At 65.7% G+C, this 16,791-nt stretch carries 11 protein-coding genes; 7 read left to right on the top strand and 4 right to left on the bottom strand.

Features of this window, described 5'->3' with window-relative positions:
• Positions 1 to 63: 63 nt before the first annotated feature.
• Positions 64 to 2,931 carry a valine--tRNA ligase gene (locus QCE88_RS11425; protein ID WP_309901894.1) on the bottom strand — a complete coding sequence of 956 codons (2,868 nt, stop codon included), beginning with the start codon at positions 2,929 to 2,931 and terminating at the stop codon, positions 64 to 66.
• A gap of 173 nt (positions 2,932 to 3,104) precedes the next feature.
• Between QCE88_RS11425 and QCE88_RS11420 the strand changes: the two genes are divergently transcribed.
• The 5 genes from QCE88_RS11420 (at position 3,105) to QCE88_RS11400 (ending at position 9,125) form a co-directional block, all read left to right on the top strand.
• A complete protein-coding gene (locus tag QCE88_RS11420) occupies positions 3,105 to 5,477 on the top strand; it encodes a UvrD-helicase domain-containing protein (protein ID WP_309901891.1) in 2,373 nt (790 codons plus the stop codon).
• Positions 5,474 to 6,226, top strand: a complete 753-nt coding sequence (locus tag QCE88_RS11415) for a 5'-methylthioadenosine/adenosylhomocysteine nucleosidase (protein ID WP_309901889.1) — start codon at positions 5,474 to 5,476, stop codon at positions 6,224 to 6,226. The genes QCE88_RS11420 and QCE88_RS11415 overlap by 4 nt, the downstream gene beginning before the upstream one ends.
• A 137-nt stretch (positions 6,227 to 6,363) precedes the next feature.
• Positions 6,364 to 6,651, top strand: coding sequence for a hypothetical protein (locus QCE88_RS11410; RefSeq protein ID WP_309901887.1), 288 nt, complete (start codon positions 6,364 to 6,366; stop codon positions 6,649 to 6,651).
• 14 nt (positions 6,652 to 6,665) lie between these two features.
• Positions 6,666 to 7,127, top strand: coding sequence for a hypothetical protein (locus QCE88_RS11405; protein WP_309901885.1), 462 nt, complete (start codon positions 6,666 to 6,668; stop codon positions 7,125 to 7,127).
• Between the two features lie 87 nt (positions 7,128 to 7,214).
• A complete protein-coding gene (locus QCE88_RS11400; protein WP_309901883.1) occupies positions 7,215 to 9,125 on the top strand; it encodes a propionate--CoA ligase in 1,911 nt (636 codons plus the stop codon).
• 61 nt (positions 9,126 to 9,186) lie between these two features.
• Here QCE88_RS11400 and QCE88_RS11395 read toward each other — a convergent pair whose 3' ends face one another.
• The gene (locus QCE88_RS11395; protein WP_309901881.1) at positions 9,187 to 10,449 is read right to left on the bottom strand and encodes an MFS transporter; all 1,263 of its coding nucleotides are present in this window, start codon (positions 10,447 to 10,449) and stop codon (positions 9,187 to 9,189) included.
• Positions 10,450 to 10,789: 340 nt separating this feature from the next.
• Here QCE88_RS11395 and QCE88_RS11390 point away from each other — a divergent pair, with 340 nt between their 5' ends.
• Together QCE88_RS11390 and QCE88_RS11385 are read left to right on the top strand one after the other, a co-directional pair.
• Positions 10,790 to 12,442 carry a methyl-accepting chemotaxis protein gene (locus QCE88_RS11390; RefSeq protein ID WP_309901879.1) on the top strand — a complete coding sequence of 551 codons (1,653 nt, stop codon included), beginning with the start codon at positions 10,790 to 10,792 and terminating at the stop codon, positions 12,440 to 12,442.
• Between the two features lie 157 nt (positions 12,443 to 12,599).
• Positions 12,600 to 13,043, top strand: a complete 444-nt coding sequence (locus QCE88_RS11385) for a hypothetical protein (protein ID WP_309901877.1) — start codon at positions 12,600 to 12,602, stop codon at positions 13,041 to 13,043.
• A 26-nt stretch (positions 13,044 to 13,069) separates the two neighbouring features.
• Here QCE88_RS11385 and QCE88_RS11380 read toward each other — a convergent pair whose 3' ends face one another.
• Positions 13,070 to 14,542, bottom strand: coding sequence for an HDOD domain-containing protein (locus QCE88_RS11380; protein ID WP_309901875.1), 1,473 nt, complete (start codon positions 14,540 to 14,542; stop codon positions 13,070 to 13,072).
• A 145-nt stretch (positions 14,543 to 14,687) separates the two neighbouring features.
• On the bottom strand, positions 14,688 to 16,580 hold the full coding sequence (locus tag QCE88_RS11375; protein ID WP_309903535.1) for an EAL domain-containing protein: 1,893 nt from the start codon (positions 16,578 to 16,580) through the stop codon (positions 14,688 to 14,690).
• Positions 16,581 to 16,791 lie beyond the last annotated feature (211 nt).

Raw genomic sequence — 16,791 nt, 5'->3', positions numbered from 1 at the left:
GATCCTCTTAAAAACACTCGAACGTCGAGATAACCGAAGGGGCTCGATAATTCAAACCCCGAATCAAACAGCCATTCGCAATAATTGGGCCTGAAGCTTCTCAATCGTGGATTCGTATTCTGCCAGCCTTTTTCGCTCCTGTTCCACGACAGCCGCCGGCGCTTTTGAAACAAAGCTTTCATTGCCCAGCTTCGCGTTACATTTGACGACTTCGGCGCTCAGACGATCCACTTCCTTGCCGAGACGCTCGCGCTCGGCGGCGACGTCGATCTCCACCTTCAGCACCAGCTTGCTGCCGCCGATGATCGCGACCGGCGCGCCCTGCGCCTCGTGGTCGAGCGCGGCTTCGTCGGCGATGATCTTCACTTCCGACAGGCGCGCAAGCGCCGCGACATACGGTGCGAACGTGGCAAGCCGCGCCGCGTCGCCGTGTGCGAGCAACGGCACCTTCACGGCGGGCGACAGATTCATCTCGCCACGCAGATTACGACACGCGTCGATGACACTCTTCAGTTCGGCCGCCCACTGTTCAGACGATTCATCGATCTTTTTCTGCTCGGCGCGCGGGTAGGGCTGCGTCATGATCGACGCTTCGCCTTCCTTCGCGTCCGCCGGGAAGGCGTCCGTCAGCGGCGCTACCTTTTGCCACAGCGCTTCCGTGATGAACGGGATGATCGGATGCGCGAGGCGCAGCACCGTCTCCAGCACGCGCAGCAAGGTGCGCCGCGTGGCCGTCTGCTGTTCTGGCGTGCCGGTCTGGATCTGCACCTTCGCCAGTTCCAGGTACCAGTCGCAGTACTCGTCCCACACGAACTTGTAAATCGCGCTGGCGACGTTGTCGAAACGATAATCCGCGAAACCCTTCTCGACTTCCGCCTCGGTACGCTGCAACAGCGAAACGATCCAGCGGTCCGCCTGCGAGTAATCGGTGTAGCCGCCCGGGCCGCAATCGCCCGGCTTGCACGCGCCGGGGTTCGCGAAGCCGCAGTCGTGGCCTTCGCAGTTCATCAGCACGAAACGCGTGGCGTTCCACAGCTTGTTGCAGAAGTTGCGATAGCCCTCGCAGCGCGCGAGGTCGAAGTTGACGTTGCGGCCGAGCGTGGCCATCGACGCCATCGTGAAGCGCAGCGCGTCCGTGCCGAACGACGCAATGCCTTCCGGAAATTCCTTGCGCGTTTTCTTCTCGATCTGCGCGGCGGCCTTCGGATTCATGAGGCCCGTGGTGCGCTTGGCGACCAGCGCTTCGAGGTCGATGCCGTCGACGATATCGATAGGGTCAAGCGTGTTGCCCTTGCTCTTCGACATCTTCTGGCCTTCGGCGTCGCGCACGAGGCCATGCACATAGACGGTGTCGAAAGGCACCTTGCCGGTGAAGTGCGTGGTCATCATCACCATTCTGGCGACCCAGAAGAAGATGATGTCGAAGCCCGTCACGAGCACGGAGGAGGGCAGGAATGCCTTCAGTTCCGGCGTCTCGTTCGGCCAGCCGAGCGACGAGAACGGCACCAGCGCCGACGAGAACCACGTGTCGAGCACGTCTTCGTCGCGGCGCAGTGCGCCTGTATAGCCTTGCGCGTCGGCTTCGGCGCGGGCTTCGTCTTCCGTCTTCGCGACGAAGATCTCGCCGTTCTCGCCGTACCACGCCGGAATCTGGTGACCCCACCAGAGCTGCCGCGAGATGCACCAGTCCTGGATGTTCTCGAGCCACTGGTAATACGTGGTGGTCCAGTTCTCCGGCACGAACTTGATCTGGCCGCTGCGCACGACCTCGAGCGAGGTGTCGGTGATGGACTTGCCCGGATTGAACGTGCCTTCCGGCGCGGCCTTGCTCATCGCGACGAACCACTGGTCGGTCAGCATCGGCTCGATGGCCACGCCCGTGCGGTCGCCGCGCGGCACCATCAGCTTGTGCGGCTTGACGGATTCCAGCAGGCCGAGCGCCTCGAGATCCTTGACGACTTCCTTGCGGGCGTCGAAGCGATCCATGCCGCGATACTTCGCGGGCGCGTTGTCGTTGATCTTCGCGTCGAGCGTGAAGATTTCGATCATCGGCAGCGTGTGGCGCTGGCCCACCGCGTAGTCGTTGAAGTCGTGCGCGGGCGTGACCTTCACCACGCCGGTGCCGAATTCGCGATCCACGTATTCGTCGGCGATGACCGGAATCTCGCGGTCGCACAGCGGCAGCGTCACCGTCTTGCCGATCAGGTGCTGATAGCGCTCGTCTTCCGGATGCACCATCACGGCGGTGTCGCCGAGCATGGTTTCGGGGCGCGTGGTGGCGACCGTCAGATGGCCCGAGCCATCCGGCAGCGGATAGGAAATGTGCCAGAGGTTGCCGTTCTCTTCCTCGCTGACCACTTCCAGGTCCGAGACGGCGGTGCCGAGCACCGGGTCCCAGTTCACGAGGCGCTTGCCGCGATAGATGAGGCCCTGCTTGTAGAGCGTCACGAAGACGTCGCGCACGGCGGCCGACATCTTGTCGTCCATCGTGAAGTATTCACGCGACCAGTCGATCGACGCGCCCAGGCGCCGCACCTGGTTCGTGATGGTCGAGCCGGACTGCTGTTTCCACGCCCACACGCGCTTGAGGAACGCTTCGCGGCCGAGGTCGTGACGCGAGATGCCTTGCGCGTCGAGCTGGCGCTCGACCACGATCTGCGTGGCGATGCCCGCGTGATCGGTGCCCGGCACCCACAGCGTGTTCTCGCCGAGCATGCGGTGATAGCGCGTCAGGCCATCCATGATGGTCTGGTTGAACGCGTGCCCCATGTGCAGCGTGCCGGTGACGTTCGGCGGCGGCAACTGGATGGAGAAGTTCTTCGCGCCTTCTTGGAACGTGGGGGCGGCATAGCCGCGTTGTTCCCATTCCGGGCCCCATTGGGATTCGATCTGCTGAGGCTCGAAGCTCTTGGCAAGCGTGCTGTCGCTCATGGTGGAATCTGCCGAAAAATGCGTGAAAAGATGCGGAGAATCGCCAATTATAAGGTTCCGCACGGGCTGTCGGACGAATTCGGCCGAGGGCGCGGCCCGTGCCCCCGAACGTCGCCGGCAGCGCGGTCTTATAATGACCGGCTTGCCTCGACCCCTCCGCGCCGCCTTTTTCCATGCCCGAACTGCTCGCCAACCTGAATCCCGAACAGCACGCCGCCGTGACGCTGCCCGACGAGTCCGCGCTCATTCTCGCGGGCGCCGGCAGCGGCAAGACGCGCGTCCTCATCACCCGCATCGCGTGGCTGATCCAGCAGGGCTATGCGTCGCCGCCCACGGTGCTGGCCGTCACCTTCACGAACAAGGCCGCCAAGGAAATGATGGCGCGGCTCTCGGCGCTGCTGCCCATCGACACGCGCGGCATGTGGATCGGCACGTTTCACGGGCTGTGCAACCGCATGCTGCGCGCGCATTTCCGTGACGCCGGCCTGCCGCAGGCCTTCCAGATCCTCGATACCGCCGACCAGCTGTCCGCCATCAAGCGGCTGATGAAGGGCCTGAATATCGACGACGAGAAATATCCGGCCAAGAACCTTCAGTACTTCATCAACAACGCGAAGGAACAAGGCCTGCGCCCGAAGGACGTCGATGCCACCGACGACTTCAACCGCAAGTTCGTCGAGCTCTACCAGGCCTACGACCAGCAATGCCAGCGCGAAGGCGTGGTCGATTTTCCGGAACTGCTGCTGCGTTGCTTCGAACTGCTGGCGCACAATCCGCCGCTGCGGGCGCATTACCAGGCGCGCTTCCGCAATATCCTCGTCGACGAGTTCCAGGACACCAACAAGCTCCAGTACGCGTGGCTCAAGATGCTCGCGGGTGAGAACAACGCGATCTTTGCGGTCGGCGACGACGACCAGTCCATCTACGCGTTTCGCGGCGCGAACGTCGGCAACATGCACGACTTCGAGCGCGAGTTCCGCGTGCGCAACCTGATCAAGCTGGAGCAGAACTACCGGTCGCACGGGCATATTCTCGACGCGGCCAACTATCTGATCGCCAACAACGCCAACCGGCTCGGCAAGAACCTGCGGACCGACGCGGGACACGGCGAGCAGGTGCGCGTCTATGAAGCGGCCACGGATTCGCAGGAAGCGGGCTGGATCGTCGAGGAAATCAAGGCGCTGATCCATGCGGGCGCGGCGCGCGGCGAGATCGCGGTGCTGTATCGGAGCAATGCGCAGTCGCGGACCATCGAGCACACGCTGGTGAACGCGGGCATTCCGTATCGCGTGTATGGCGGCCTGCGCTTCTTCGAGCGCCAGGAAGTGAAGCACGCGCTCGCGTATCTGCGTCTCATCGACAATCCGAATGACGACACCGCGTTCGCGCGCGTCGTCAACTTTCCGACGCGCGGCATTGGCGCGCGGTCCATCGAGCAGGTCGCCGACGCGGCGCGTCTCTATAACTGTTCGATGGCCGCCGCCGTGCCCTACGTCACCGGCAAGGCGGGCTCGAGCCTTGGCGCGTTCGCGACGCTGGTCGCGAAGATGCGCGCGGAGACGCAGCAGATGAGCCTGCCGGAAACCGTCGAGTACGTGGTGCGCGCGAGCGGTCTCGCGGCGTTCTACGAGACCGAGCGCGAAGGTCAGGACCGGCTGGAAAACTTGCAGGAACTCGTGAACGCGGCGGCGGCGTTCGTGAGCGAGGAAGGTTACGGTCTCGACACCCCGGCGCGGTCCATTCCGCTGCGCCCGGGCGCGACGGCGGCGCCGGAGATCGCGGCGGTGAGCGAAGACGGCGAGATCGAAGTGCTCGACGCGCCCGGCATTGCCGACCCCGCCCAGAATCCCGACACGATGACGCCGCTCGCGGGCTTCCTGTCGCATGCCTCGCTCGAAGCCGGCGACAACCAGGCGCAGGCCGGCCAGGACGCGGTCCAGCTGATGACCGTGCACGCGGCCAAGGGCCTCGAATTCATGGCGGTGTTCATCACCGGGCTGGAAGAGGGATTGTTTCCGCACGAGAACAGCGCGCAGGAATCGGACGGACTGGAAGAAGAGCGCCGCCTCATGTACGTGGCGATCACACGCGCCAAAGAGCGGCTGTATCTGTCGTTCGCGCAGAGCCGCATGCTGCATGGCCAGACCCGCTACAACATCCGCTCGCGCTTCTTCGACGAATTGCCCGAAGGCACGCTCAAGTGGCTCACGCCGAAGGTCGAGGCGGGCGCGCGCTGGGGCGGCCGCTCCGACAACGCCGGCTGGGGCCGCGACTGGTTCGCGCGGCCGGGGCAGGAGCGCGGCGGTTCGTCGTTTGCGCGCGACCAGCAGGCCTCGGGCGCGGCGCTGCCGTCGTTTGCGAACGAACAGCGCGCCGCCGACACCGGCTTCAAGGTCGGGCAGGCCGTGTTCCATACGAAGTTCGGCGAAGGCACCGTGACTGCGCTGGAAGGCGCCGGCGGCGATGCCCGTGCGCAGGTGCGCTTCAAGCGCCATGGCGAGAAATGGCTCGCGCTGGCGATCGCGAAACTGCAGGCCGTCGAATGAAACGGCTCGGCATCATGGCCGCGCTGCCGCAGGAACTGGGCGATTTGATCGCGCAGATGCAGGCAGCCGGCGAGTTCCGCACGGTGACGCTCGGGCGGCGCGAGTATCACGTCGGTCAGGCGCATGGCGTGCCCGTCGTCGTGACGCTGGCGCGCATCGGCAAGGTCGCGGCCGCCGCGACGGCCAGCGCGCTGATCCATGTCTTCGACGTCGATGCCATCGTCTTCACGGGCGTTGCGGGCGGCGTGCGGGCCGATGTCAAAGTGGGCGACATCGTCGTTGCGGATGCGCTGCTGCAACACGATCTCGACGCCTCGCCGCTGTTCCCGCGCTACGAAGTGCCGCTGCTCGAACGCGCGCGCTTCGAGCCCGATGCCGCGCTGAGCAACGCGCTGGCCGCCGCGGCTGCATCGTTCGTGGCCGAGCAGGGCGCCGTGCTCGCGGAACGCTTCGGCATCGCTGTGCCGCGCGTGCATCGCGGTCTGATCATCAGTGGCGATCGTTTCATCGCCAGCCATGACGCGCTGCTTTCCTTGCGCGACGCATTGCCGGATGCGCTGGCCGTCGAAATGGAAGGCGCGGCGCTCGCGCAGGTCTGTTTCGAACACGACGTGCCGTGCGCCGTCGTGCGCACCGTCTCCGATACCGCCGACGCCGCCGCGCCCACCTCCTTCGTCGATTTCCTGACGGCGATCGCCGCGACCTGGTCGTCGGGCATCGTTTCGCGCTTTTTGCCTGCCAGCCGCTAAGTGCCTCACGGCGCCAGACGGGCAGGGCTTTCCCGCATTTCGCCCGGATCGGCCAAATCCCGCTTGTAGTTGAGAATGATTCTCAATACAATGGCCTCATAGAACCTGAGGCAACAAAAACGGGAGGTCTCAAGACCATGACCAACGATTTCACCGCCATCGGCGCGGCGGGCGCGGCAAGTCCCGCCTGCGCGACGGACGAGCGGGAAGCACGCAGTGACGCATGCGCCGTATCGGTGAATGCCGAGCGTGTGCTCGACACGACGCGCCGCGCGTGGAGCGAAGCCGCCGCGAGCCAGACGCACGCTCATTCCGAGCGCCGCCCGAAACGCGCCGCACAATCGAAACGACGCGTGGTGCCGCGGCTTTCGCGCTGGCCGAGCCTGATCGCCGCATTGAACTACTGGAGTCCGAAACCGCTGTGAATGCCGCCGATTCCGTGACGAGATCCGTCGAAATTCCGTCGCTCGTGCTCGACGAGCGTTTCTTCGACACGAGCCGCTTTCCGTTCGTGCGACTGCGCCCGCGCGCTGTCCGGACGGGCTATGCGTTCGCGTGGAGCGCGCAGATGAGCCGCCTGCTGGCGCTCGCGACGCCGTTCGTGCTGGCCGTCGAGCACGACGAACGCGAATCCGCCGACGACGCGCGCCTGCGCGCCGCGTGGATGCGCACGCATCGCGCGGTGCTTGCGACGTTCTGCCGTGGGCTGATCGTCGTGGAGCCGCGCATCGAGGCGCGGGCGACGACCCGCGAAAAGCAGCGCGCGCTGACCGAGGGCAGCGGCGTGCGGACGGTCGTCGTGTCGAGCCTGCGGGTGGCGGGCGAACTCGCGCCCGTGCTGCTCAAGCATTCCGCGCCCACGGCGGCGCCGTTTCCCGCGACGCGCAGCAAGGCGCGCTGAACGCCGTCACGCGCGGCATCGATCAGGGCGCGCCCTGTCTAGCAGGGGTTTTACGGCTGCTCTATCCTGAGGAGCCAAAAAGCCGCCTTGCAGAGGACGACGCGCATGCCGAGTTACCGAGAAGCGTATCGCCGGTCGATCGAGCAACCTGAAGACTTCTGGGCCGAACAGGCCCGCCGCATTCACTGGCAGACGCCGTTCGATCAGGTGCTCGACCGGAGCCGTCCGCCGTTCGCGCGCTGGTTCGTCGGCGGCAGGACCAATCTCTGCCATAACGCCGTCGACCGCCATCTGGCCTCGCGCGCGGAGCAGGACGCGCTCGTGTATGTCTCGACGGAAACGGGCATCGAGCGCCGCTACACCTACGCTGAGTTGCATGCCGAAGTGAACCGCATGGCGGCCGTCATGCGCTCCCTGCACGTGAAGAAGGGCGACCGCGTGCTGATCTATCTGCCGATGATCCCCGAAGCGCTCTTCGCGATGCTTGCCTGCGCGCGTCTCGGCGCGATTCATTCGGTCGTGTTCGGCGGCTTCGCGGCGCCCAATCTCGCCGCGCGCATCGACGATGCCGAGCCCGCGCTCATCGTCACCGCGGATGCGGGCGCGCGCGGCGGCCGGGTGATCGACTACACCCCGCTCGTCGACGAAGCGCTCTCGCGCGCGGAATTCAAGGTGCCGCAAGTGCTGCTGATCGACCGGCAACTGGCGCCGGAGCGCCTGCAAGCGAGCTATCTCGTCGCCTACGAACCGCTGCGCGAGCGTTACTTCGACGCCCACGTGCCCTGCGAGTGGCTCGAATCCAACGAGCCGTCGTACGTGCTCTACACGTCCGGCACGACCGGCCGGCCGAAAGGCGTGCAGCGCGATGTCGGCGGCTATGCGGTGGCGCTCGCCGCGTCGATGGAGCATATCTTCGAGGGCCAGCCCGGCGACACGATGTTCACCGCGTCCGACATCGGCTGGGTGGTAGGGCACAGCTACATCATCTATGCGCCGCTGATCGCCGGCTGTACGACGGTCATGTACGAAGGCACGCCCATTCGTCCCGACGGCGGCATCTGGTGGCGGCTCGTGCAGCAGTACGGCATCAACCTGATGTTCACCGCGCCCACCGCGATCCGCGTGCTCAAGAAGCAGGACCCGGCGCTGATGGAGCGTTACGACCTGTCGAGCCTGCGCACGCTGTTCCTCGCCGGCGAACCGCTTGACGAACCCACCGCGCGCTGGATCCAGGGCGCGCTGCACAAGCCCGTCATCGACAACTACTGGCAGACCGAAACCGGCTGGCCGATGATCGCGATCCCGCGCGGCATCGAGGCCTTGCCGTCGAAGCTCGGTTCGCCGGGCGTGCCGTCGCTGGGCTTCGGGCTCAAGCTGCGCAACGAAGCAAGCGGCGACGAATGCGCGCCGGGCGAGAAGGGCGTGGTCACGCTGGACTATCCGCTGCCGCCGGGGTGCATGCAGACGGTGTGGGGCGACGACCAGCGTTTCGTGGATACCTATTGGAACAGCGTGCCGAACCAGCTCGTCTACTCGACCTTCGACTGGGGCGTGCAGGATGAGGACGGTTATGTGTCGATCCTCGGGCGCACCGACGACGTGATCAATGTCGCGGGCCATCGGCTGGGGACGCGGGAGATCGAGGAAGCGCTGTCGGCGCACGCGGCGGTTGCGGAGGTGGCGGTGGTCGGTATCGCCGATGCGGTCAAGGGGCAGGCGGCGGCGGCTTTCGTCGTGCTGCGCGATGCGGCGTGCATCGAGGCGCCGGGCGCGCGCGAGGCGATGGAAGCGGAGTTGTGCCGTGCGGTGGATAGGCAACTGGGCGCGATCGCGCGTCCGGCGCGTGTGCATTTCGTGACGATGCTGCCGAAGACGCGCTCGGGCAAGCTGCTGCGCCGCGCGATTGCGGCGCTGGCGGAAGGGCGTGATCCAGGCGAACTGCCGACGATCGAAGATCCGGGTGCGCTGGCGCTGGTGCGGGAGGCGCTCGGACACTGAAGCGCAAATACAAACGGCGGGCGCATGCGCCCGCCGTCTTCGGCCTCATCAGCGTGATGAATCAGGCCTTCGCATGCTCGTCGTGCGTTTTCGGCAGCAGCACCGTCAGCACACCGATCAGCGGCAGGAACGCGCAGACCTTGTAGACGAACTCGATGCTCGTTGCATCGGCCAATTGGCCGAGCACCGCGGCACCCACGCCGCCCATGCCGAACGCAAAGCCGAAGAACAGGCCCGCGACCATGCCGACCTTGCCGGGAATCAGCTCGGTTGCATACACGAGGATGGCCGAGAACGCCGACGCCAGCACCAGCCCGATGATCACCGACAGCACGCTGGTCCAGAACAGGTTCGCATAGGGCATCAGCAGCGTGAACGGCGCGACGCCGAGAATCGACACCCAGATCACCACCTTGCGCCCGACCTTGTCGCCGATCGGCCCGCCGACCACCGTGCCCGCCGCGACCGCTGCGAGGAACACGAACAGGTGAATCTGCGCCGACTGCACCGACAGCCCGAACTTGTTGATCAGATAGAAGGTGAAGTAGCTGTTGATGCTCGCGAGGTAGAAGTACTTCGAGAACACGAGCAGCACGAGCACGCTCATCGCCATGATGACGGTCTTGCGCGGCAGCGTGGCGTGCTGCACCTGGGCGCGGCCTTTCTTCGTGGCGGGATGACGCTTGTACCAGCGGCCGATGTTGGCGAGCACGAACATCGCGACGAGCGCCGCCGCCGAGAACCACGCAATGCTGCGCTGGCCGTGCGGAATGATGATCAGCGCGGCGAGCAGCGGTCCGAGCGACGAACCCGCATTGCCGCCCACCTGAAACAGCGACTGCGCGAGGCCGTGCTTTCCGCCCGAGGCCATGCGCGCGACCCGCGACGATTCCGGATGGAACACCGACGAGCCGCAGCCGACCAGCGCCGCCGCGACCAGCAGCATGCCGAAGCTGCCTGCCACCGACATCAGCAGCAGCCCCGCCAACGTGAAGCCCATGCCGACCGGCAGCGAATAGGGCTTGGGATGTTTGTCGGTATAAAGCCCGACGAGCGGCTGCAGCAGCGACGCGGTGATCTGGTAGGTCAGCGTGATGAGGCCGATCTGCCCGAACGAGAGCGCGAACTCACTCTTGAACATGGGATAGATCGCCAGGATCAGCGACTGGATCATGTCGTTCAGCAGATGCGAGAAGCTGATTGCGCCCAGTACCGAATAGACGGTGCGTTGGGCTGCGGCCGCGGGCTTGGCCGTTTGGGTATCGGAAGTGCCGGCCGTCGCGCCGGCGGGCGACAACGCGCCCTTGTCGATGCTGGTTTGCATGGTGAATGGCTGAGGTAAGCGGATTTGTCTTTGTTTTTGTTGTTTCCAGTCAGCGATTTATGCGCTAACTGAATTTCTGACAAGTGTAGGCTGTCCCCGTTGCGTTGTCCTGCCAAGCTTTGTCGCGAATCGGACAGCTTGGTGCACCGCGATCGATCATTCCACTGACAAAAAGCTTTTTTGGCACGCTATAAATGCTTGAGGCGGCAGCGAACGCCTGTTCGCTTACCGTAAAAGAGCGGCTCAAGAAAGCCGGCCAACTGCCGTACTACCGGCGGGACCAGACCCGGACGCGCCACACGACGGCGCCGTCCGCAGACCACAAGCGGGGAATCGATCGATGAAACTGTTTTCGCGACGCGGCGCACACGACGCGGGCTTTCCAGCGGGCGCTCAACGCGCATCCTTCGCGGCCACGGCCCGGCCACGCGGGTTGTCCGTCAAGGCGTCGCTCCGGCTGGCGTTCGGCGTGGTGCTCGTGGGCACGCTCGTCATCGGCGCGCTGGCTCTGACGCAGATCAGCCGCCTCAACGGCTCGACCGAATCCATCTATACGCAGGGCTATGTCGCGAGCCGCGCCGCCGAGGAAACGCGCGGCTATCTGCTGCGCGCGAGCCGCTCGCAAAAGATGCTGCTCACCGCCAGCACCGCAAAGGAACGCGACGATCTCGGCGTGGAAATCGAGCAGGCGCTCGCGGGCATCGGCCGGGAACAGGCGCAACTGGCGCAATACGTCGATCACGCCGACCATGACGCACTCGCGCAGCAGAAAGCCTTCGCCGGCGCCGTCGGCACCTGGAGCAACAACCTGCGCACCTTCGTCAAGCTCGTCAAGGAACAGCCGCTCGATCTGTCGCAGATGAACTGGCAGGTCGGCACGCAGGACGTGTCGCTGCTGGTCGAGACCGGCAAGCTCGAAAAGCGCGTCGACGAACTCGTCGCGCGCCGGGGCGCCGCCGCGCGCGCCACCATCGATGCCGCCGCGTTCATCTTCCATTCGTCGTTCGTGATGGTGTCCGTGCTGACGCTCGCGCTGTGCGCGCTCGCGATCTGCGTCTCCGAATGGGTCGTGCGACGGCTCGCCGGACAGCTCGGCGGCGAACCCGGCTACGCGAAGGACATCGCGCGGCGCATCGCGGCGGGCGACCTGGCCCACGAGATCACGCTCCGGCGCCGCGACGACGACAGCATGCTGCACGCGCTCGCCGACATGCGGGCCGGCCTGTCGGCGACCGTCGGTGACATTGCGGCGAGCGCGGAGGCAATCGCTTCGGCATCGAGCGAAATCTCGACCGGCAACGTCGACCTGTCGCGCCGCACGGAGGAACAGGCGGTCGCGCTGGAAAAGACCGCGACCAGCATGGAGCAGCTCACCTCGACCGTACGTCAGAACGCCGACAACGCGCTGCAGGCCAGCACGCTGGCGCAAAGCGCGTCGGCGATCGCGGAGAAGGGCGGCGCGGTGGTGAATCGCGTCGTCGAAACGATGCAGCGGATCGATGCGAGCGCGAAGAGCATCGGCGACATCATCGGCGTGATTGAGGGCATCGCGTTCCAGACCAACATCCTCGCGCTGAACGCGGCTGTGGAGGCGGCGCGCGCGGGCGAACAGGGACGCGGCTTCGCGGTCGTCGCGGGCGAGGTGCGCAGCCTGGCGCAGCGTTCGTCGTCGGCGGCCAAGGAGATCAAGGGCTTGATCGACACGTCGGTGTCGCGGGTGTCGGACGGCTCCGCCTACGCGCAGCAAGCCGGCACGACGATGGAAGAAGTCGTGCGCGCGGTGCGCCGCGTCACCGACATCATGGGCGAGATTTCGGCGGCGTCGGCCGAACAGAAGACGGGCATCGAATCGATCGGCGACGCGGTCTCGAAGATGGACGCCGGCACGCAGCAGAACGCGGCACTGGTCGAACAGGCGGCGGCCGCCGCGCAATCGCTCGATGACCAGGCACGCGCGCTGAAAGCGCTGGTCGGCAAATTCCAGCTGGCCTGAAGCAGACGGTGGGTTAAAATCGCGGACGGGCGCGGCAGGGCGCCCGTTCTCGCGAAAGTCCTGCGCACCTGACCACGACGTACCGTCACCCCGGATCGAACCGCAACGTCGAACCTTTTCAGCCGCAGCGAGAACGGCGCCATAAAGGAACAACGTCATGTGGTCCACATCCTGTCCCATCGCTTCGCCTGTTTCCCACAGCGACTACCTGCGCGAACACGCGCGACGCCTGCTGCGCCTCGTTCGCGACGGCGACACGAGCGCGTCGATGCCGGTGCTGCGCCGCCTGCTCGCGGCACGCGTCCTGCCGGCCGGCGGCCTCACTCACCTCCACGCGCGGCGCGCGGACCTGCAACTAAAACACCTGCTGGCGCTCATCGCCGCCGAACTGGGCTACGCGAACTGGGACGCGTGCAAGGCCGTGATCGACACGCAGCCGGATGCGGTCATCGACCGCTACCGGCTCGACGCCGGCGCGTTCAATGACTTCGAGAAGAACTGGTTTGCGAACGAGGCGGAAGCGCTCGACTGGCAGCGCGCGCACGGCGGCTATGTCGTGCGTTACGGCGAGCAGGCCGTGGCGATCCTGAGGCGCGAATAAGGCGCGTCTGGAGAGCGGAAGCCGCTTCAGATCAGCTCGACTTCCTTCCAGTTGGCGCCGAGAAAGAAGCGGCTCAGTTCCTTCGTGAGGCCGTTCAGCGCGCTCATTTCGGGCGCCGAGATCTTGCGCACGTGCTGCGGATGCGTCCAGTCGCCATAGATGAGCGCGATGGTGGAATCGTTCGACTTCACCGGCAGCAGCACGAACGCCTGCGCCTCGCCGAGCGTGTCCTTGTACCAGCGCGGCAGGCGCGCGTCGATGCGGGCGTCGTGCGCGTTCTCGATGAAGATGCCCACCGGATTGCTGATGGCGAGATGGAACACGTCGGGCCGGAACTCGGCGGAGAAGCGCAGTGCCGGCAACATGGGCTCCACGCCGCTGCCGAGCCCGAGCCGCGCGTGGAATTCATTGTTGGCCTGGCGCACGAAGACCACGGTGCGCGACAGATGCAAACTCGCCAGGATCGATTCGGAGACCAGCGCAAGCGCCGGCGCCAGTGCATTCCGGGTGGGCAGCGCGCGTAAATCTTCGATGCTCGCGCCGATGCGCGCCTCCGCTGAAATCTTCGCGCGCGCCATGGCGTCGGCGTTGGCCTGCAGTTCGGAGATCTCGCGGATCACGCCGTCGCTGGCTTCTTCGTTGGCGAGCGCGAGGCTCATTGAAGTGAGGACGTCGGCGTCGGTGTTGAGCGCGCCGGCGTAACGGCTGGAGATGTCGAAGACCACCGACTCGCGGCCTTCCGACGCCACGTTCTGCGCGGTGAGGGCGTCGGCGACTTCGGTCGAATAGTTCGAGATGGCGCGCAGCCAGCGTACGTGCTTGGGCACGGTTTCATCGACGGGCGCGTTCGGGTCGGTCGCGCGCATGCCTTCGCGGATGGTCTCCGGCAGGCGCCAGCGGTCGGCGGCTTCGAGGCCGATTTCGTCGAAGGTCACGCCCAGCAGCGCCGCGCACGCGTCACTGTCCGGGATATTTTCGGACGCGGCCTTGCGGCGCAACTGATCCCACTCGTGTTCGAGATAGAACGCCACGAGCAGCTTGCCGATCTGCCGCATCAGCGTGCAGACCACGGCTTCCTCGCCGGAGCGCAGGTCCTTGTGTTCGGTGAGCTGGCGCGCGACCGCGCCGGACAGCAGCGTGCGATTGAGTTCCAGCTTGGCGTCGATACGGCGCGGCGCGCTCTGGTGAAAGTGGTCGACGATCTTGAGTCCCACCACGAGATGGCCGACGGCGTCCATGCCGAGGACCATCAGCGCGCGCGTGACGGTGGTGATGTTGCCGCCGAACGCGACGTACATCGCGGAATTGGCGAGGCGCAGCACCTTCTGCGTGAGGCCGACGTCCGACAGCACGACTTGCACGAGGGACGTGAAGTCGAGGTCGTCATCGCTCATGGCGGAGACAGTCGAGCGCAGCGCCTGCGAGAGCATGGGGAAATCCCCGCGCTCGCTCATGCGCGACCACAACTTGTCCAATAGTTCGGCCTTGGTGCGTGCCATTGCTAAAAATAAGAACCCTGCGTTACGCGACGGCTATCCCGAGGCGGTCCAGCACCTACAATCCCAGCACCTGATAACGAAATTTACACGTTATTAGGGAGTTACGGCGCGTTCCTCAATTTGAACGCGAACCAAGGGGCGCGCTTCATGCCTCGTACAACACCAGCGTATTCGACTGGAACGAGCGGGCCAGTTCGTCCGACGGCAGCGCATGGCTGATCAGCCAGCCCTGGATGTGATCGCAGCCGAGCCCCGCCAGCAGATCGCGCTGCGCTTCCGTCTCGACCCCTTCGGCGACCAGCTCGAGCCCGAGCGACTGCGCGAGCCCGACCACGGCGCCGACGATCGCACGGTTGTTGCGCGAGGTAACAATGTTCTCGACAAAGCTGCGGTCGATCTTGAGCTTGGAAAGCGGAAAACGCTGCAAATAGGCGAGGCTCGAATAGCCGGTGCCGAAGTCATCCACGGCGAAGCGGATGCCGACTGCGGTCAGCGCCTCCAGCAGGCCGGTCGCTTCTTCCGGATCGTGCATCAGCAGGCTCTCGGTGATCTCGAACACGAGCCGCCGGGCGTCGATGCCAGTCAGCGCCAGCGCTTCCTGAACGGCCGCCGTGAATCGCTTGTCGCGGAACTGCTGCGGCGACACGTTCACGGAAACATAGTCGAGCCGGATGCCGATTGCATCCCACTGCACGATCTGCATGCAGGCGGCCTTCAGGACCCAGTTGCCCAGATAGTTGATGAGGCCGATCGATTCCGCGAGCGGAATGAAGGTCGAGGGCGGCACCAGTCCGTGCACCGGATGATTCCAGCGCATCAGCGCTTCCACGCCCACCACGGCGCCGGTCAGGATCTTCGTGATCGGCTGGAAGTAGAGCGAGAACTCGCCGTTGCGCACGGCTTCGTACAAGTCGGCTTCGAGCTTCAGACGTTCGGCGTCGGCGGGATTGTCGTCGACGGTATGGAACACGAGCGCGTTGCCGCCCGCTTCCTTGGCCTGCGCGAGCGCGTGATCGGCCATGCGCAGCAGGCTCGTCTGCACGTTGCTGCGCGCGTTTTTGCCGGTCTGGTCCGGATACAGCGCGACGCCTACGCTCGCCGACAAGTGCGTATGCTGCCCGCGATGCCGGTACGGCTGGGCGATCGCGGTGAGCAGGCGGCGCCCGAGCGCTTCGGCGAGTTCGGGCGAGGTGCCGGGCGGCAGCAGCACGGCGAATTCGTCGCCGGCCACGCGCGCGACGCGCTCGCCGTGGCTTGCCGTGTGCTGGATGCGGCGCGCGGTTTCGCGCAGGAGTTCGTCGCCGGCATCGTAGCCGAGCGCGCGGTTGATGCGCTGATAGTCGTCGATGCCCAGCAGCACGAGACCCGCGTACGTGCGCGTCAGCTCGGCTTCGGCCTGCGCGGCGCCGATCGCGGTCTTCAGCGCGGTCAGGTTTTCGAGTCCGGTCAGCGGATCGTGATGCAGCTGATGGTTGAGTTCGGCTTCGCGTTCGCGCCAGTGCGACACGTCGAAGGCGGCGAGTGCGAATCCCGGCGTGCCGCGCGCGGCTGTCGAAATGAGCCGCAGCTCGACGCAGATCGGATAGGTCAGCGACTTCACCACCGTCAGCACCGCCGACTCGAGCCTGCCGCTCGCGCGCGCCCGGGCGACCAGCGCATGCAGCTCGTCGGCCTCCTCGGAGGCGACGAGATCGTGCAAGGTCAGCATGCTCAGGTAGTCGCGGTGATAGCCGATGAATTCGATGCTCGCGTCCGACACATGTTGAAAGCGCAATGCGTCGTCGAGCTGGGCGAGGAAATCGACGGCGCCGAGCATGGCTTCGGGCGCGGGTGAAACGGGCGTGGCCTGGGTCACGTCGGTGGTGGCCAATGCCGCAGCCAGTGCGTCGATGTCTTCGGCCGCATGGGCCGGCGGCGCGTCGGCCGGCGCGGCGTGTTCCCGGCGCTCGCGCGCGGCGCTTCCCCATGCGCGTGACAGCGCATCGAGCGCGATGCGCCACGGTGCGCGGCGGGAGGCGGTGATCCGGTTCGCTTGCATGATTTCGGTGGGGTTCGGGCGGCGGCGCGCGTGTCCGGCAAAGGACGGCGCGCTCACTTAAGGCTCGCGCCTGCCGCCGGGACATGCCGGAACGGGCGCGGCACGCTCTATCAGGCGAGTTATCGGCGCAGGGGGTGGGTTTCTTTAACAAGTCACCTAAATGCAACCAAACACGCCGGGGTCAAGAATTGTCCAGCGATTGTCGATATCA

Source organism: Caballeronia sp. LZ035 (assembly GCF_031451175.1).
Lineage (GTDB): Bacteria > Pseudomonadota > Gammaproteobacteria > Burkholderiales > Burkholderiaceae > Caballeronia.
This window is presented reverse-complemented; position numbering and strand designations above follow the sequence as displayed.